This is a genomic window from Bradyrhizobium sp. IAR9 (assembly GCF_013408065.1).
Classification (GTDB): Bacteria; Pseudomonadota; Alphaproteobacteria; order Rhizobiales; family Xanthobacteraceae; genus Bradyrhizobium.
The window spans coordinates 211103-228295 of sequence record NZ_JACBZW010000009.1 but is presented as its reverse complement, the minus strand read 5'-3'; the positions used below and the strand labels follow the sequence as shown (position 1 = coordinate 228295).

Below are 17193 nucleotides of genomic sequence, written 5' to 3'. Positions count from 1 at the left end.
ACGTCTTGGGGAATGCGCCCCGAACAAGATGTGAGTAGTTCCGCAGGCCGGTCAGGTTCAAAGCGCGCGGGCGGGACATGGCTGAATTCGGCCGGAAAACGCGCGGGTCCCGCAAAAAGAAGAAGGCGGGCCGCTCGCGCGACCCGCCCTCGAAATCCGGTCCGTTGCAAGAAGCTCAGAGCGTGCAGCGGCGCTCGGCGCGCATCTTGATCTGGACGTCGGAAGCGGCCTGGAAGGTCGGGAGCGGCTTGCTGACGACCTTGTAGGTCGACACCCCAATTTGAAGCGGCTTGTATTGCAGGTCCTCGTTCCAGACCTGGCAGATGCCGGTGTTGTCCCAGCGGATCACGTAATAGCCGACCTTGGCGGATGCGGGCACGGCGAACACGGAACTTGCGATGCCGGCAACGGCACAGAGGGCGAGAACTCGACGCATGAAATATCTCCTTGTGGGGAAGTGGGACGCAAAAATTCGTGCGGTAAAAGCAGGTCCTTTGCAAGCCGGGGAGCTGCCGTTCACGGACATGTCAGCTGTTCCCCAAGCATTTGGTTCGGCCGCGTGCCCGGCAAGCCACACGCTCCGTGGCTCACTTCGCCAGCGAGGCCACCGCCTCGATCTCGATCAGCATCTTCGGATCGGGCAGGGCCTGCACCACGCAGGTGGTGCGGGCCGGATAGGGCGGCGGGCCGAAGGCGCCGGCATAGAGCGCGTTCATGGCGGCGACGTCGGAGGCGCGGGTCAAGAGCACGTTGACCTTGACGAGGTCGCGGACACCGGCGCCGGCCTCGTCCAGCACGCGCTTGATGTTGACGACGACATTGGCGAACTGCGCCTCGAAACCGTCGGGCAGCGCACCATTGGCATCGAAGCCCGGAATGCCCGAGACGAACAGGAGATCACCGACGCGCGTCGCAAAGGACAGCGGCGGCGCCTTAACATGCGGCGGGGGCGCGAAATGCTGGATCGGCATGGCATCACCTCGAATTAGGAGCGGGCGCGTAGCCCGCATGAGCGTAGCGACATGCGGGAGACTTGCAATCGGGTTGCGGAGACGGGCAAGAACAAAAACGCGAAAACAACCCCATGCACAGTAGAGATCATGCGGAGATCATTGAGTTTTTTATAATTCGGTAAAGGCTAAACACTCAAGTTGCTCCGTCGGGCAAAACAAGGGCAGAATGGGATGATGGCGATGGGCGACCTTGTGCCCGAGCCTCCGCCGTCATGCCCCGGCTTTGACCGGGGCATCCAGTACGCCGCGGCCTCTCGGCTCAATCACCGCCGCCTCTGGAATACTGGATCGCCCGGTTGAACCGGGCGATGACTGTTGAGTGCGACGCTGCACCTTGTGTCTCAGGGCAGTCCCATCATGTTGCCGCCGCGATCGATCGGATAGATTCGATGCGTCTGATTCGAATCCCCCTTGAAAAATAGCCCCCGGAGACGTCCATGAAGATTGCATCCACCTTCCGCGCCGCGCTGGTCGCCATTGCCGCCCTGGCCGGGCTCTCGACCTCGGCGATGGCCGACAGCGGTTTCGTGACGCTGACGATCTACAAGGCCGGCTGGATCATCGGCGGCTCAGGCGGGAGCGGCGTGCTCAACTTCCGCGGCCGCACCTATGGGCTCTCCACCGGCGGCCTCGACTACGGCCTCGTCTTCGGCGGTTCAAAGACGGTGCTGCGCGGCCGCGTCTCCAACATCAACCGTCCCTCCGATGTCGCCGGGGTCTACGGCGCCGCCGGCGCGGGCCTCGCCGTTGGCGCCGGCGCCCGTGCCATCGTGCTCACCAACCAGAAGGGCGCCGTGCTGGAGCTGACGGGCACGCAGGTCGGGTTGATGGCGAATGCGGATCTCAGCGGCCTTGCGATCACGATGCGGTAGGCCAGGGTGTCGTAGGGTGGGTTAGCCGCTTGGCGTAACCCAGCACTTCTGTCACCGCGGAAAGCGAAGAGGTGGGTTACGCGCATCGGCCCGCGCTTCGCGCAGCCGCTGCGCTAACCCACCCTACGATTTTCCGACCGCCGCATGAATCCGCTCGCAATGCGCGACGAGATTCTTCTGCGCATCCACGAACGCCTTCAGCGGCGTCGGGATCGGAAAATAATAGATGTTCGCGACAAAGCCGTAGATGCCGGCATCGACGCTCGTTGGCGCCGCGCCGTGCACGAAGCCCGCGGCGGGCACGATCTCGGCCAGCACCTGCAAATCGGCGAGCCCGCGCGCGTAAGCCTGCTCCGGCGTGTAGCGGCCGATGCCCTGGTAATGATAGCGCTGCGCATTATACGCCTTGGCCTTCTCGAATCCTTCCGCACTCACTTGCGGATGCTGCGCGATAAAACCGTCGCGGAAGGCCGGATAATAGCGCTCGTCCTTCCAGCGCGAATACGACATCACCCAATAGAGATCGTCGAGCATGCGCGTGACGAGGAGATTGGTGCGACTCTGCGCCGGTGAAAGTCCGGCATCGATGGTGAGACGATATTTCCCGATCGCATGCGCGATGATGGTCTCGCTGTCGCCGATAGTCTCGCCGTCGTCGACGACGTAAGGCAGCTGCCCGCGCGGTGCGGCCGAGGCATCGAAGATATGCTCGTGCACGAACGACACGCCTGCGAGCTTGAGGAAGGCGTAGACCTTGAGCCCGTAGCCGTTGTTGTCGGCGACGCCGAACAGTTGCGGGTAGGAGTAGAGGGTCAGCATGGGCGGGCTCCTCCGGGATGGCGGCCTAGAATGCAGGCGTGGGGAGCCCGAGGCAATGGGGAGAGGGCCGAGCAGTTGCGGCAGGCGTAGCCCTCGTAGGGTGGGTTAGCCGTTCACGAACTCGGTCGCTCAACACGAACGGTTCAAGGCGTAACCCACCGTGTCAGCATCCACGGCGACAGAAGCGGTGGGTTACGCCACGCGGCCTGCGCTTCGCTTAGCCGCGCGTCTAACCCACCCTACGAACGCGACGCCGCGGTGAACACCGCAAGCTGCGCATCGAACGCGCGCCTGAACGCCGGCCGCGCCTCGCCGCGGGCGACATAGGCGGCGATATCAGGGTACTCCTCCAGCAGGCCCGACGTGTTCAGCCGGCGCAGCACCGTCACCATCATGAGATCGCCGGCGCTGAAGGCGCCGTCGAGCCAGTCGGCTTCACTGATGTGGCGGGACAGTTCGCCGAGCCTGGTGCGGACGCGATCCTGCAAGCCGGGCAGCCGCTCCGCGTACCAGCTCCTGTCGCGCTCGAACAGCATGGCCATGCCGAGCTCGACGATCGGCGGCTCCAGCGTGTTCAGCGCGGCAAACATCCACGCGATCGCGCGGCTCCTGGCGTTGGCGTCATCAGGCAGCAATCCGGCATGACACTCGGCGATGCGCAGCACGATCGCACCGGTTTCGAACAGGGCGAGATCGCCATCCTCGAAGGTTGGAATCTGCCCGAACGGATGCAGCGCCAGATGCGCCGGCTGCTTCATCGCCGCGAACGAGACGAGGCGGACATCGTAGGGCTGGCCGACCTCCTCCAGCGCCCAGCGAACCCGCATGTCGCGCGCCTGCCCGCGGCCGCGGTCGGGTGAGTTTTCGAAGGCGGTGATGGTGGGCATGGGAGGCTCCGGGGTGGTTGCGGTGTTGGTCCAAAGGACGAATGGTGGGGGCGGATTCCGACAATGCGCCCGCTTTCATTTTAGTCGCAGCTTTTTGCTCCACCCAAGGTGTCGTCCCGGCGAAGGCCGGGACCCATACCGCGTGATCGCCGTGTTGCGGACGGTCGCAGTACCGAGCAACCAGTCTCCGCCAAACTCCTCCCTGTGGTTATGGGTCCCGGCCTTCGCCGGGACGACGGCGGAGTGGAAAAAGTGGGGCTCCCTGTCGGAATGCCGCGCGCTCTTTCGTCCTTGGGACACCGGCGCCGCGCCCGAGCCGAAAGGAGCCCCATTCATGACCTCGATCACGCCGTTTCTCTGGTTCGACAACAACGTCCCCGAGGCCGTCGCGTTCTACAAATCGGTGTTTCCCAATGCCAAGGTCGAGACCGTCAGCGACTTCATGGCGGTGTTCGAGCTCGAAGGCCAGCGCTTCCACGCGCTCAATGGCGGGCCGCACTACCGCTTCAACGAGGCGGTGTCGTTCTTCATCAGCGTCGAGACGCAAGAGGAGGTCGATTACTTTTGGCAAGCGCTCACCGCCGACGGCGGCGAGGAATCGAGGTGCGGCTGGCTCAAGGACAAATTTGGCCTGTCCTGGCAGGTGATCCCGACGGCGCTCGGCCGCTATCTCGGCGACCCCGACCGCACCAAGGCGAACCGCGTGATGCAGGCGATGATGGGGATGCGGAAGATCGTGATCGCGGAGCTCGACAAGGCGTATGCGGGGTGAGGCGACGGTGCCGTAGGGTGGGCAAAGGCGCGCTCTTCGCGCCGTGCCCACGCACTGCTGGGACTCGCGAAGAAATCGTGGGCACGGCGCTGACGCGCCTTGCCCACCCTACGAGGCTTTGTGTTTGAGCAGGACCTCGAGTCAAACCCACGATGTCGTCCCGGCTTAGTGCGTAATTGCGCACGGGGGCCGGGACCCATACCGCGTGATTTATATGTTGCGGATGGTCGTAGTACCGGGCGACCAGTCTTCGCCAAACTCCTCCCTGGGGTTATGGGTCCCGGCCTGCGCCGGGACGACGGCGGAGTGTGACGCGCTATCATTCGCCGATCCTACGCCGCGATCCAAGCCGCCAACTCCCGCCACGGCTCCAGTGTCCAACTCCCCGACGCTGCACCGGACGGCGAGGGCAGCACGAAAATCTCCGGCCAGCTCCCATCCCGCTCTTGCCGCCCCAGCGCAATCGACGCCGACGGCCGGCCGTAAAACAGGCTCGCCGCCTTCTTGCTCGTGAACGCAATCGTCCGCGGCCGGTACTTTTCCATCTTCGCCCTGAAGCCCGGCACGTCGATCGCCTCCGCCGCGATCTGGTGATCCATCCCCGCGCCCGACTTGGAGAGATCGGTGAAGCCGATCCCGAGCTCGATCAACTCCGCAAACTCGCTTGGCTGATAGCGCCGCGGCGTGATCCCGGCCTCATGGATCGCCCGCCAGAAACGGTTGCCGGGATGGGCGTAGTAATGCCCGAGCTCAGCCGAGCGCGTCGAGGCGGCAGTGCCGACGAAGACGAGGCGGAGGTTGGGGCGGAGTTGGTCGGGGAGGCGGTGGGGAGTGGGCCCGGGCAATGTCAATGATCCACGTGTAGCCCGCATGAGCGGAGCGATATGCGGGACGACAAAGACACCAGACCTCGCTACGCTTATCCAGCTTTGCCTACCGGCGGTAAAACGGGAAGACGATAGAAATGGCAATTGGATTTAGCGAACGCTTTGATTTTGGTCCCATCATAGGATGGGAACTCTATCAGGTGACGATCGACAAGTATCACATCATGTTCTGGTTTGAGGACGAGCATGCCTTGTTGAATGTCGCGGACCGTTTCTCGTTTCGATCCTCCGATGGTGCGGTCAATTTCTCTTACGAGATCTACGGCAACGAAAAATCCTTGAATGTTGATCGCATTCTACGAACGAAAATCGTCGAGACGAGGATTGTCAGCAAGGATCAGCTCGATCTCATGTTTGAAAATGGAGACGTGCTATCCATCTACGATAATCCAGAGCTTAGGTCCTGGTGGTTCCTCGGCGGTCGCCAAAATGATCCGGTCATCCAGAGAACGGGTTGGTCACTTGCAATCGGAGATCGAGATCCGGAGGACCTCACAGAGCAAGAGTACCAAGGTCGGCGCACCCAATGTTAACCGCTGGCCGCATGTTTCTAGCATCTTGTTTGATCGACGCCGTGCCAAATTAAAAGAGGCCAGGCTTTTGCCCGGCCTCTCAATTTTCGGATGGATGCCCGGGGCAAGCCCGGGCATGACGACAAGCGCGTGAAGCCCCTCACAGCACCCGATTGCTCTCCTTCACCTTCTCTGCATCCAGATAAACGCTGCTCCCCATCTCCTTGAACTTCGCGCTCATCTTGGCCATGCCGTCCTCGGCGGTGCCGGCCATCGACATGCCGACGCTGTTCGGATCGTTCAGCGTCGCTGCGTAGTCCCGCACGTCCTGGGTGATCTTCATCGAGCAGAACTTTGGTCCGCACATCGAGCAGAAATGCGCGACCTTGTGGGCTTCCTTGGGCAGGGTTTCGTCGTGGAAGTTCTTGGCGGTGTCGGGGTCGAGGCCAAGGTTGAACTGGTCGCTCCAGCGGAAGTCGAACCTCGCACGGGACAGCGCGTCGTCGCGCAGTTGCGCGGCGGGGTGGCCCTTGGCGAGATCGGAGGCGTGGGCGGCGATCTTGTAGGTGATGACGCCGACCTTGACGTCGTTGCGATCGGGCAGGCCGAGATGCTCCTTCGGCGTGACGTAGCAGAGCATGGCGCAGCCGAACCAGCCGATCATGGCGGCGCCAATGCCCGAGGTGATGTGGTCATAGCCCGGCGCGATGTCGGTGGTCAGCGGTCCAAGCGTGTAGAACGGCGCCTCGCCGCACTCCTTGAGCTGCTTGTCCATGTTGATCTTGATCTTGTGCATCGGCACGTGGCCGGGGCCTTCGATCATGACCTGGCAGCCCTTGTCCCACGCAATCTTGGTGAGCTCGCCGAGCGTCTCCAGCTCCGCGAACTGCGCGCGGTCGTTGGCGTCGGCGATCGAGCCCGGACGCAGGCCGTCGCCGAGCGAGAACGAGACGTCATACTTGCGCATGAGGTCGCAGATCTCGTCGAAATGGGTGTAGAGGAAGCTCTCCTTGTGATGCGCTAGGCACCACTTCGCCATGATCGAGCCGCCTCTGGAGACGATGCCGGTGACGCGGCTGGCGGTGAGGTGGATGTATTGCAGGCGCACGCCGGCGTGGATGGTGAAATAGTCGACGCCCTGCTCGCACTGCTCGATCAGCGTGTCCTTGTAGAGCTCCCAGGTCAGCTTCACCGGGTCGCCGTTGCACTTCTCCAGCGCCTGGTAGATCGGAACGGTGCCGATCGGCACCGGCGAGTTGCGCAGGATCCACTCACGCGTGGTGTGGATGTTGCGGCCCGTCGAGAGGTCCATCACGGTGTCGGCGCCCCAGCGGATCGCCCACACCATCTTCTCGACCTCTTCCTCGACCGACGACGTCACCGCCGAGTTGCCGATGTTGGCGTTGATCTTGGTCAGGAAGTTGCGGCCGATGATCATCGGCTCGAGCTCGGAATGGTTGATGTTGGAGGGGATGATGGCGCGGCCGCGCGCGATCTCATCGCGCACGAACTCCGGCGTGATGAAGGCGGGCACCGAGGCGCCGAAGCTCTCGCCGTCGGCAAGGGCTGCTTCCGCACGCTCGAGCTGCTGCTTTCGGCCGAGATTCTCACGGGCGGCGACGTAGATCATCTCCTTGGTGATGATGCCGGCGCGGGCGAATTCGAGCTGGGTGATCTTGTGGCCGTCGAGGCCGCGCAGCGGCTTGTGATAGGCGCTGAAGGCGCGCGCGGCGTTGTCGGTGGAGACGCTGCCATTATCCTCCGGCTTGATCTGCCGGCCCTGATATTCCTCGACGCCGCCGCGCTCCAGCACCCAGGCCTTGCGGTTGCGGGCAAGGCCGGCGTTGACGTCGATGGTCACGGACGGATCGGTGTAGGGGCCCGAGGTGTCGTACACCGGCAGGTTCGGCTCGCCCGCGCCTTCGGAGAGGATGATCTCGCGCAGCGGCACGCGCAGATCGGGCGCAGCGTCCGGCGAGGCGAAGATTTTTCGCGAGGAGGGCAGGGGGCCGGTGGTGACGGCGGGGACGGTTTTCTCGGGATTGGAGCGGATGTTCATGGGATCCTCCGGTTTAATTCCTGGGCGCGTTTGTTGATCTCGTCATCCTGAGGTGCGAGGCCTGCGGCGCGTATGCGCCGCTGGGCGAGCCTCGAAGGATGAAAGAGCCGGGCCGTCGCCCTTCGAGGGCCGCTGAAGAAGCGGCCACCTCAGGGTGACGGGATGAAAAGGGGACGGCGTACATCACGCATCCTCCTTTGAACCGTCGAGCCATTGCCGCACGCGGGCATCCGGGTCGGCGTTCTGCGTGACGTCGCTGACGACGGCAATGGAATCCGCACCCGCCGCAAATATCTCCGCGGCGTGCTCGAACTTGATGCCGCCGATGGCGACCAGCGGGATGGAGCCGATGCGCTTCTTCCATTCCGTGATCTTCGGAATGCCCTGCGGCTCGAAGCGCATCGATTTGAGCGTGGTGAAGAAGATCGGGCCGAGCGCGACGTAGTCGGGCTTGGCCTTGAGCGCGGTTTCAAGCTCGGCATCGTCATGGGTGGAGATGCCGAGCGAGAGGCCGGCCTCGCGGATGGCCTTGAGGTCGGCTTCGGCCAGATCCTCCTGGCCGAGATGCAGATATTTGGCGCCGGCGACGACGGCGGCGCGCCAATAGTCGTTCACGACCAGCTTGGCTTGCGTGTCCTTGGTGATCGCCAGCGCGTCGGTGACGATCTGCAGCGCGTCGGCGTCGTTGAGCTCCTTGGCGCGCAGCTGGATGGTGCCGACGCCGAGCTTTGTCAGTCGCTCGACCCATTTGAGGCTGTCGACGACGGGATAAAATCGATCAGGATACGGCATGCCAGAACGGAGTCCCAACGACAGGGGTGGAGGGGGAGGCGAAGTCGCGGGCGTTCATCAGCCCGGCTTCATAAGCGGTGCGGCCGGCATCACAGCCGAGGCGGAAGGCGTTCGCCATCGCGACGGGATCGGCGGCTTTTGCGATCGCGGTGTTGAGCAGCACGGCGTCATAGCCGAGCTCCAGCGCCTCGGCCGCGTGGCTGGGAGCGCCGAGGCCGGCGTCGACCACCAGCGTGATGTCGGGCAGGCGCTCGCGCAGCAGCCTCAAGGCATCGCGATTGGTGATGCCCTTCGCGCTGCCGATCGGAGCCGCCCACGGCATCACCACCTTGCAGCCGGCATCGATCAGGCGGTTGGCGACCGAGAGATCCTCGGTGCAATAGGGGAACACTTCAAAGCCGTCCTTGATCAGGATGGTGGCGGCTTCGACGAGGCCGACGACATCGGGCTGCAGCGTGTCGTTGTCGGCGATCACCTCGAGCTTGATCCAGCTCGTCCCGAACAATTCGCGCGCGAGCTTTGCCGTGGTCACGGCCTCGCGCACGCTGCGGCATCCCGCGGTGTTCGGCAGCACGGTGACGTCGAGCTCGCGGATCAGCTTCCAGAACGCGTCCCCGGTCTTGCCGCCGGCGGATTCGCGCCGCAGCGACACCGTGACGATGTTCGAGCCGGAGGCGCGGATCGCTTCCTGCATGATCGCAGGCGAGGGATAGAGCGCGCTGCCGATCAGCAGGCGGGAGGCGAAGGATTTGCCGTAGAAGGTCACCATGGCTTCAATTTCCTTGCGGGCGACTTGCACAGACCGTCATCCTGAGGTGCGCGCACTTGCGCGCCTCGAAGGATGACAGCGCCGCTTGCGGCCATCCTTCGAGGCGAGCCGAAGACGGCTCGCACCTCAGGATGACGGCGTCGTTTGTGGCGACAGGCATCACCTCACCCTCCCTGCCGCGGCGTGATGATCTCGATCTCGTCGCCGGCCTTCAGTGCCGTCTCGGCCCAGCGGCTCTTTGGCACGACGTCGTAGTTCAGCGCGATCGCAAAATGCGTGCCCTCGTAGTCGAGCTCCGAGAGCAGCGCATCGACGCTTCCCGAAGTCACCTCGCGCTGCTCGCCGTTGACGATCAAACGCATCGCATCACCTCGTTGTCGATCTGGCCGCGCTCGACATAGGCGAGCGTCAGCTCGGCGAGCGCCGGCGCGATCAGGAAGCCGTGCCGGTAGAGGCCATTGACGGAGATCGTCTTGCCGCGAATGCCGATGCGCGGCAGATTGTCGGGGTAGGCGGGACGCAGCCCCGAGCCGAATTCGACGATGCGGGCCTCGCCGAAGGCGGGGTGCACGGCGTAGGCCGCGCCCAAAAGCTCCAGCGCGGAGCGGACACTGACGCCGGTGTCCTCGGCCTCGATCGAGGTCGCGCCCAGCATGAACAGATTGTCCTCGCGCGGGATCACGTAAAGCGGCCAGCGCGGATGCATCAGCCGCACCGGGCGCGCCAGCTGCACCTCGTCTGTCTCGATCAGGATCATCTCGCCCTTGACGCCGCGAAGCTCGCTCTGCTCGTCGCGGGCGCCAAGGCCGCGACAGTCGATCACGATGCCGTCGAGATCCCCGGCTGCGACGTCGCTGGAGAACTTGATGGTGCCGCCGGCGGCGCGGATGCGATCGTGCAACTGCGGCAGCACGCGGCGCGGCTCGACATGGCCCTCGGCCGGGAAGAACAGCGCGTCGCGGAAGCGGCCCTCCAGCGAGGGTTCGAGCGCGGCGAGGCCTGAGGCATCGAGCCGGCGGTGGTCCTCGGTCATGCGCGCAAAACGCTCGAAATCGTTGCGTTCGCGCGGATGGGCGACGACCAGCGAGCCGTTGAAGGGCGTGTCGGGCAGCTCGCGCCGCCAGAGGTCGAGCGAGCGCAGCCCCAGGCGGCTGACGATGGGTTCGGCGACCTCGGACTCGCAATAGGGCGCGAGCATGCCGCCGGCCCAATGGCTGGTAGCGTCCGTCATCGCCTCGTCACCGCGCTCGTGCAAGGTCACGGCATGGCCGGCCTGCGCGAACAGCAGGGCTTGCCAGGCTCCGGCGATGCCTGCGCCGATGATGGATACCGGTGAATCCGGTCGCTTGGTCGTTTGCAACATCCCTGTCCCTTCGCCGGCATGACCCGGATCAGGTTCAAAGGGTCACCGCGGTCCTGGGCGGTATTGCCCATTTAGCGGTATCTCAGCTCCTCCTCGGAGCACCCCTCGGAACGGCTCTAATGTATGCCACGGAGGCGGGGTGGTCAACGCGTGTTGCGGGAACCCTCATGCCCCGGACGCAGCGCATCACGCAGTGCTGCGCTGCTGAGCCGGGGCCCATGCTGATGCAGGGATGCTGGGTCCCGGCGCTGCGCAGCAACGCTACGCGCTGCAGCGCGTCCGGGACACGAGCGGCTATTGCGAGGCTTGCGCCCGCGCATTGCGGACACGCTGGGCCAGCTTCCTGTGCGGAGTGGCGCCGAACATCGGCTGCGGGTTGCCGTTGGGCTCGAGCCAGGGTTGGCCCATATTGCCCATATTGGTATCGCCCATATTGGCGATTTGCACGGCCTGCTGCCGCTGGCGTTTGGCGGCGTAGTAATAGCCGCCGGCGAAATAACGCACGGCCCGGGCATGGTCGCCGTTGGCGGCACGATAGGCGCCGGCGAGGTATTTCACGGCATAAGTGAGGTTGGTGTTGGGATCGCGCAGGCCGGCGGCGTCGCCGGTGTAGCCGACCCCGCGGGCGGTCGCGAGCTTGATCTGCATCAGCCCGATGGTGCCGCCGCGGCCGACGAGGTGCGGCTGGTAGCGGCTCTCGCGCATGATCACGCGATGCACCAGCGCTTCCGGCACGCCGTTGGCGCGGGCATGCGCCGCGACCATCTCGGCATATTCGGCTTCGCCCGCGACTGCGGCCTGCGGCAATGTCAATCCGGCCGCGAGCAGCGCGGCAATGCATAAAATTTTCATCAGATATCCCTGAGGTCCCCTAGGTGACCTGCGCCCAGCCGCCGTTAGGCCTTCCGAACGCGGCGATGATGTGACCAAACGCCGCCATCGCCCGATTTTGCGGTGCCGAGCCGCGGTTACGACTCAAAGCTGGCGCAAGAGAGCTTCGGGGACGGACGATCCCCGCTCGCGGCAGCACGCCTGTCTATTCGCGCGTGCCAGCGAAAGCGAGTAAGAAGACGCTGCAAATCGGGAGAGGTGCCATGACAAAAGCAAACCTCGGCGACATCCCCAGACAGAACCCCTGTGCCCAATGCGGCACGCCGATTCCAAAGCCTGACTGGATCGAGCCGGGCGAGGGGCGCGTCTCCTATCTCTGGAATTGCCACGCCTGCAATTATCGCTTCGAGGCGGTGGCCATCTTCGACGAGACCGCCATCGAGCACCCGCCGCTCGCGGCGTGAGTCAGGCGGCGAGCCGCGGCTGCTGCCAGAGCGGCAATTGCATTCGTACGATCAGTCCATGTGGGTTGCGGTCGTGCAGCGACAGCTCGCCGCCATGGGCGAGCGCGATGGCGCGCGCGATCGACAGGCCGAGCCCGAAGCCGGTGGATTCGTCCATGGTGCGCGCATCGTCGCCGCGCACGAACGGCTCCAGCATCTCCTGCTTTCGGGCATCCGAAATGCCAGGGCCGTCGTCCTCGACGTCGATGACGAGCGTGGTACCCGAGATGTCGAGGCGGATCGTCACCTCGGCGCCGAAGCGCACCGCGTTCTCGACCAGGTTGGTGACGCCACGATGCAGATCGTCGGGCCGCGCGGCGGCGGTCGCGGACGCCGGCCCGTCATAATGCACGACATGGCCCATGTCGCCGAACTGGTCGGCGACGAGCTGGAGCGTGCTGGCGATGTCGACCAGCGTCACGGCTTCGACCTTGCGGTCGTTGCGCAGTAGCGACAGCACCGATTCCAGCATCGCGCGCATCTGGTCGAGGTCCATCAGCATGCGCTTGCGGTTGCCCTCGTCCTCGATGAATTCGGCGCGCAGGCGCAGCCGCGTGATCGGCGTGCGCAGATCGTGGCTGATCGCGGCGAGCATCCGGGTGCGATCCGACATCAGCCGGGCGATCCGCTCATGCATGCGGTTGAGCGCGCGCGCCACCGAGCGGATCTCTTCAGGGCCGCGCTCCGGCAGCGGCTCCGCCTCGCCGTCGACGCTGAAATTCTCGGCGGCCTTGGCGAATGACGATAGCGGTGCTGCCAGCGCGCGCGCCGCCCACAGGCCGAGCACGCTGACGCAGATGAAGGCGGTCATCAGCGCCGTCAGCCAGGGGCCGCCCCAGAACCACGGGCGCGGGCCGCCCTCGACATGTCCGGCGATCACGGTGCCGTCGGGCAACTCGACGCCGACGCGGGATGCTGTGCCGCCCGAGGTCAGCTGGACCGCCCTGTAGCCGCGTCCGAGATGACGGCGCATCCCGCGCAGATGCTGATTGTCGCTCTCTGCGACGTTTGCGGTGCCAGGTGCGAGCATTTCGATGCCGAGCTTGGGGAAGGCGCGCGCGAGATCGGCGACGAGGCGCGGACGCTCGCCGGCCTCGGCCGAGCCGAGCAGCAGCGCGGCATCGGTCAGCTGATGCGCTCCGTCCGGCGGCGTGTCGGGGCGGTCGGGCCGGCTGATCAGGAAGGCGGTGGTGACGACGAGATGGAGCGCGACGGTCGAAGCCAGCACCAGCGCGGCGATCTGCCCGCCGATCCCCTTGAGGTGGAAGAATCCGATCGGCTTCATCGTTGGCGTCCCCTTCAACTGCTCAGGGGCGCCGCAACCGCTTCAATGCTCGCTGCTTGAGTGCCTTGAGGACTCGCCACCTGCGTTCGCGGCGTGAACAGATAGCCGCCGGAGCGCACCGTCTTGATGAGCGTGGGATCGGTTGGATTGGGCTCGATCTTGCGGCGGATGCGGCTGACCAGCACGTCGATGGAGCGTTCGAACGAACCGGTGCTGCGCCCTTGCGTGAGGTCGAGCAGGCTGTCGCGCGACAGCACGCGGCCGGGCCGTTCGCAGAACGTGCGCAAGAGATCGAATTCGGCGCTGGTCACCGCGACGCGCGCGCCTTCGGGATTGCGCAGCTCGCGCAGGCGCAGGTCGATGTGCCAGCCCTCGAAGGTGAGCGTGGAGGCGCCTTCGATCGAGCTCGCCGCCTGGGCCGCGGCCTGGCGGCGCAGCACCGCGTTGATGCGGGCGAGCAGCTCGCGCGGGTTGAACGGTTTCGGCAGATAGTCGTCCGCGCCCATCTCGAGGCCGACGATGCGGTCGACGTCCTCGCCGCGCGCGGTCAGCATGATGATCGGCGTCTGCGCCTCGGCACGCACCTTGCGGCACAGGCTGAGGCCGTCCTCGCCCGGCAGCATGACATCGAGGATGATGAGGTCGACGCGGTGATCGGCCATGGCGCGCGACATCTCGCGGCCGTCGCTCACGGCGGTGACGTTGCAGGCGTTGTTGCGCAGGTACTTCGCAATCAACGTCCGGGTTTCGCGGTCGTCTTCGACGACCAGGATGTTGGGATTGGGAATGGCCATGCGCTTTGTTTGTCCAGGATTCGGGCCAAATGGCGAAGATTTTTGTTTCGGATTGTTTCTGCCGGGCTTCCCGCAACAGGCGGCAATCGCGCCGTCGCGAAGCGGCAAGGTCTCGTTAAGGCCGTTAACCATAGCGTGGCGTGGTCCGCGACGAAACCCCGCAAAATCCACGGAGCCATCATGACCTCGATTTCGGCGGCCTCCGCCAACAACCACCCCTCGCCGCTGCAGCGGCTGCAGCAGGAATTGCAATCGGAAGTGTCCGCCGGCACGATCTCGTCGTCGGACCAGTCAGCGCTCTCGACGGCGCTGACCGACATCGACACGGCACTCCAGCAGAGCCGCTCGAGCGACCAGTCGAGCGGCACGCGTCCCTCCAAGGAGGACATGAAGTCGAAGATCGACGACCTCATCTCGAACGAGGTGTCGAACGGCACGCTGACCTCGGACCAGGCCGAAGCGCTCAGGGGCGTGTTTCAGTCCGCCTTCGCGAGCGGTCCGGGCGGGCCGGGTGGCGCCGCCGGTGCAGGCGGACCTCCGCCCGGTCCGCCGCCGGACGACAGCGCTTCGGATTCGGCGTCGTCTGCGGATTCGACCAGAAGCACGTCGACCGATGCCTCCGCGGCCGAAATTCTCCAGCAGTTCCTGCAGGCGCTGCAGCAGTCGCAATCATCGAGCTCGTCCTACGGCGCCAACGGCAGCTCGTCCGGCAATTCCGACCTCTCCGCGCTTCTGATCGACTACAAGAGCTGACCCTGAGCGACGCGGGTCGGCGCGGGTCCTCGCCACGATCGTGCTTCACCCAGGGCACATGATCGTCGGCGGGGAACCGTGCGCCGCAAAATGTTCCTGGGTGACACAGTCCCTGCGAGGTTTCCGCACTCGCGCATCGCGCGACGAAATTGCGGCGCGCACGGAACTGCGTGTGATCAGCGCTGTTTTCTCCACACGAGTTTTTTTCTGTGAAGGAGAGGACAACATGCTGACGAAATCCATCGCCGCCGGCCTCGCCGGCACCGCACTGCTTGCGACCATTGCGTTCGCGCAATCGCCGACCGCCACCACCGACAAGGCGCCGACCGCGGCAACCGCGACGACGGCCACCACGACCGCTTCCGGCGAGTGGCGTACGTCGAAGATGTCGGGCCTGAAGGTCTATAACGAGGCCAACGAGAACATCGGCTCGATCAACGAGCTGCTGATGGACAAGAGCGGCAACGTCAAGATTGCCGTGATCGGCGTCGGCGGCTTCCTCGGCATGGGCGAGCATCTGGTCGCCGTGCCCTATGAGAAATTGAAGTTCGTCAACGAGGCCGTCGCCTATACCGGCACCGGCACGAACCCGGGCGCCAAGCCCGCCGCATCGACCACGACAGGCGCTGCGACCGGCACCGACAGGCCGGCTGCGACCACGACGTCGTCCACCTCGAAGTGGTATCCGGACCACGCCGTGTTCAATGCCAGCAAGGACGAGCTGAAGAACATGCCGGAGTTCAAGTACGCGGAGTAATGCAGCCCGCGTAACTGCCTAAACGAAGCGCGCCTGGTTTTCGCCGGGCGCGCTGTCGTGTCTATTTCTTACCTCATCCCGCTAGCGGGGCGAGGGAGACGGCTCTCAGTGCGTCACCAGCGGGCAGCCGCCCTTGTCGAGCGGGCGGAAGGCCTCGTCGCCGGGCACGGTGGCGATCAGCTTGTAGAGGTCCCACTCTCCCTTGGATTCCTCGGGCTTCTTGACCTCGAACAGATACATGTCGTGGACCATGCGGCCGTCGATGCGGATCTTGCCGCCTCTTGCGAAGAAGTCGTTGACCGGCGTCTTGCGCATCTGCTCCATCACCTTCGGCGCCTCGTCGCTCTTGATGGCGTCGATCGCCTTCAGATAGTGCATGGTCGCCGAGTAGAGCCCGGCCTGGATCATGGTCGGCATGTGGCCGACCTTCTCGTTGAAGCGCTTGGAGAAGGCGCGGGTCTCCTCGTTCATGTCCCAGTAGAAGGCGTCGGTGACGATCAGGCCTTGGGTTGCCTTGATGCCGAGCGAATGCGTGTCGGTGATCTCCTGCAGGAGCGCGATCATCTTCTGGCCGCCCTGGGTCAGGCCGAACTCGGACGCCTGCTTCAACGCGTTGGTGGTGTCGCCGCCGGCATTGGCCAGCGCGACCACCTTGGCCTTGGAGGCCTGGGCCTGGAGCAGGAACGAGGAGAAATCCGACGAGTTGAGCGGATGGCGGACTTCGCCGAGCACCTTGCCGCCGCTCTCCTTGACGACGTTGGCGGCGTCGCGCTGCAGCGCCATGCCGAAGGCGTAGTCGGCGGTGACGAAGAACCAGCTATCCTCGCCGCGCTTGACCATCGCCTTGCCGGCGACGTTCGACAGCGCATAGGTGTCGTAGGTCCAGTGCACGGTGTTGGGCGAGCAGGCGGTGCCGGTGATGTCGGACGAGCCGCCGCCGGAATTGATGTTGATCCTGTTCTTCTCGCGCGTCAGCGCCGAGACCGGCAGCGCCACCGATGACGTCGGCACGTCGAAGATCGCGTCGACCTTGTCGTTGTCGTACCAGTTGCGGGCGATGTTGACGCCGACGTCGGGCTTGTTCTGGTGGTCGGCGGCGACCACCTGCACGGGCTTGCCCGCGACCTTCGCGCCGTAATCGGCGACCGCCATCTCGACGGCGGCGAGCGAGCCCTTGCCGGTCGCGTCCGCATAAAGGCTGGACATGTCCGTGAGCACGCCGATCTTGACGACATCGTCGGAAATCTGCGCCTGCGCCGCGCCGGACGTAGCGGCGAGGGCGAAACCGGCCGCGACGGCGGCGATGAGTTTTTGCATGGTTGTTCTCCCTATGTGTTGTTGTTCGGGCTTTGTTGCGGGGACTGTTCTAGCGACAATCGACCGCGGCAGCTAAGCGATGCGCGCCATAGCGGAATGCAAAAAGAGAAGGGGCGGGCAGTGTTCCCTTCGCCTCTCCCCGCAGCTGATGAGGCTCAGCAGGATCAGCGAGCTCAGGATCGTAGGGTGGGCAAAGGCGCACTTGCGC

The 17193-nt window shown here is 64.8% G+C and carries 20 protein-coding genes and 1 riboswitch; of the genes, 6 read left to right on the top strand and 14 right to left on the bottom strand.

The window, feature by feature from the left end:
- Window positions 1-175 precede the first annotated feature (175 nt).
- On the bottom strand, window positions 176-436 hold the full coding sequence (locus GGD67_RS23950) for a hypothetical protein (protein ID WP_018318611.1): 261 nt from the start codon (window positions 434-436) through the stop codon (window positions 176-178).
- Between the two features lie 151 nt (window positions 437-587).
- Window positions 588-971, bottom strand: coding sequence for a RidA family protein (locus tag GGD67_RS23945; RefSeq protein WP_018318612.1), 384 nt, complete (start codon window positions 969-971; stop codon window positions 588-590).
- Between the two features lie 479 nt (window positions 972-1450).
- On the opposite strand from GGD67_RS23945, the gene GGD67_RS23940 reads away from it, so the two are divergent.
- Complete coding sequence (locus tag GGD67_RS23940) at window positions 1451-1885, top strand: hypothetical protein (protein ID WP_018318613.1); 435 nt, start codon at window positions 1451-1453, stop codon at window positions 1883-1885.
- A 123-nt stretch (window positions 1886-2008) separates the two neighbouring features.
- Here GGD67_RS23940 and GGD67_RS23935 read toward each other — a convergent pair whose 3' ends face one another.
- Together GGD67_RS23935 and GGD67_RS23930 are read right to left on the bottom strand one after the other, a co-directional pair.
- A complete protein-coding gene (locus tag GGD67_RS23935) occupies window positions 2009-2704 on the bottom strand; it encodes a glutathione S-transferase family protein (protein WP_179736265.1) in 696 nt (231 codons plus the stop codon).
- A 239-nt stretch (window positions 2705-2943) separates the two neighbouring features.
- On the bottom strand, window positions 2944-3591 hold the full coding sequence (locus GGD67_RS23930) for a glutathione S-transferase family protein (RefSeq protein ID WP_179736263.1): 648 nt from the start codon (window positions 3589-3591) through the stop codon (window positions 2944-2946).
- A gap of 334 nt (window positions 3592-3925) precedes the next feature.
- On the opposite strand from GGD67_RS23930, the gene GGD67_RS23925 reads away from it, so the two are divergent.
- Window positions 3926-4363: a VOC family protein gene (locus GGD67_RS23925; protein ID WP_018318616.1), complete on the top strand. Its 438-nt coding sequence runs from the start codon at window positions 3926-3928 to the stop codon at window positions 4361-4363.
- Between the two features lie 332 nt (window positions 4364-4695).
- Here the strand turns inward: GGD67_RS23925 and GGD67_RS23920 are convergent, their stop codons facing one another.
- Complete coding sequence (locus GGD67_RS23920; protein WP_018318617.1) at window positions 4696-5208, bottom strand: uracil-DNA glycosylase family protein; 513 nt, start codon at window positions 5206-5208, stop codon at window positions 4696-4698.
- Window positions 5209-5327: 119 nt separating this feature from the next.
- Between GGD67_RS23920 and GGD67_RS23915 the strand changes: the two genes are divergently transcribed.
- Window positions 5328-5783 carry a hypothetical protein gene (locus GGD67_RS23915; protein WP_018318618.1) on the top strand — a complete coding sequence of 152 codons (456 nt, stop codon included), beginning with the start codon at window positions 5328-5330 and terminating at the stop codon, window positions 5781-5783.
- Window positions 5784-5922: 139 nt separating this feature from the next.
- On the opposite strand, the gene thiC is transcribed toward GGD67_RS23915, so the two are convergent.
- The 6 genes from thiC to GGD67_RS23885 all read right to left on the bottom strand — a co-directional run bounded on the left by thiC (window position 5923) and on the right by GGD67_RS23885 (window position 11597).
- The gene (thiC, locus tag GGD67_RS23910; RefSeq protein WP_179736262.1) at window positions 5923-7821 is read right to left on the bottom strand and encodes a phosphomethylpyrimidine synthase ThiC; all 1899 of its coding nucleotides are present in this window, start codon (window positions 7819-7821) and stop codon (window positions 5923-5925) included.
- A gap of 183 nt (window positions 7822-8004) precedes the next feature.
- On the bottom strand, window positions 8005-8613 hold the full coding sequence (locus GGD67_RS23905; protein ID WP_179736259.1) for a thiamine phosphate synthase: 609 nt from the start codon (window positions 8611-8613) through the stop codon (window positions 8005-8007).
- A complete protein-coding gene (locus tag GGD67_RS23900; protein ID WP_179736393.1) occupies window positions 8600-9382 on the bottom strand; it encodes a thiazole synthase in 783 nt (260 codons plus the stop codon). The genes GGD67_RS23905 and GGD67_RS23900 overlap by 14 nt, the downstream gene beginning before the upstream one ends.
- Before the next feature lie 164 nt (window positions 9383-9546).
- On the bottom strand, window positions 9547-9744 hold the full coding sequence (thiS, locus tag GGD67_RS23895; RefSeq protein WP_028145578.1) for a sulfur carrier protein ThiS: 198 nt from the start codon (window positions 9742-9744) through the stop codon (window positions 9547-9549).
- Complete coding sequence (locus GGD67_RS23890; RefSeq protein ID WP_179736257.1) at window positions 9735-10745, bottom strand: FAD-dependent oxidoreductase; 1011 nt, start codon at window positions 10743-10745, stop codon at window positions 9735-9737. Before GGD67_RS23890 ends, thiS begins: the two co-directional genes overlap by 10 nt.
- A riboswitch (TPP riboswitch) is annotated at window positions 10733-10861 on the bottom strand. Its footprint overlaps the gene before it by 13 nt.
- 178 nt (window positions 10862-11039) lie before the next feature.
- Window positions 11040-11597, bottom strand: a complete 558-nt coding sequence (locus tag GGD67_RS23885; RefSeq protein ID WP_092253535.1) for a lytic transglycosylase domain-containing protein — start codon at window positions 11595-11597, stop codon at window positions 11040-11042.
- Between the two features lie 242 nt (window positions 11598-11839).
- Here GGD67_RS23885 and GGD67_RS23880 point away from each other — a divergent pair, with 242 nt between their 5' ends.
- Complete coding sequence (locus GGD67_RS23880; RefSeq protein ID WP_018318626.1) at window positions 11840-12040, top strand: hypothetical protein; 201 nt, start codon at window positions 11840-11842, stop codon at window positions 12038-12040.
- A gap of 1 nt (window position 12041) precedes the next feature.
- On the opposite strand, the gene GGD67_RS23875 is transcribed toward GGD67_RS23880, so the two are convergent.
- On the bottom strand, window positions 12042-13364 hold the full coding sequence (locus GGD67_RS23875; RefSeq protein WP_179736255.1) for an ATP-binding protein: 1323 nt from the start codon (window positions 13362-13364) through the stop codon (window positions 12042-12044).
- A 14-nt stretch (window positions 13365-13378) separates the two neighbouring features.
- Window positions 13379-14158 carry a response regulator gene (locus GGD67_RS23870; RefSeq protein ID WP_179736253.1) on the bottom strand — a complete coding sequence of 260 codons (780 nt, stop codon included), beginning with the start codon at window positions 14156-14158 and terminating at the stop codon, window positions 13379-13381.
- A 180-nt stretch (window positions 14159-14338) separates the two neighbouring features.
- Between GGD67_RS23870 and GGD67_RS23865 the strand changes: the two genes are divergently transcribed.
- On the top strand, window positions 14339-14911 hold the full coding sequence (locus GGD67_RS23865) for a hypothetical protein (protein ID WP_179736252.1): 573 nt from the start codon (window positions 14339-14341) through the stop codon (window positions 14909-14911).
- A gap of 226 nt (window positions 14912-15137) precedes the next feature.
- Window positions 15138-15668: a PRC-barrel domain-containing protein gene (locus GGD67_RS23860; RefSeq protein ID WP_179736250.1), complete on the top strand. Its 531-nt coding sequence runs from the start codon at window positions 15138-15140 to the stop codon at window positions 15666-15668.
- A gap of 105 nt (window positions 15669-15773) precedes the next feature.
- Here the strand turns inward: GGD67_RS23860 and GGD67_RS23855 are convergent, their stop codons facing one another.
- Window positions 15774-16985 (bottom strand): ABC transporter substrate-binding protein, encoded by a 1212-nt coding sequence (locus GGD67_RS23855; RefSeq protein ID WP_179736248.1) that lies wholly within the window; start codon window positions 16983-16985, stop codon window positions 15774-15776.
- Window positions 16986-17193 lie beyond the last annotated feature (208 nt).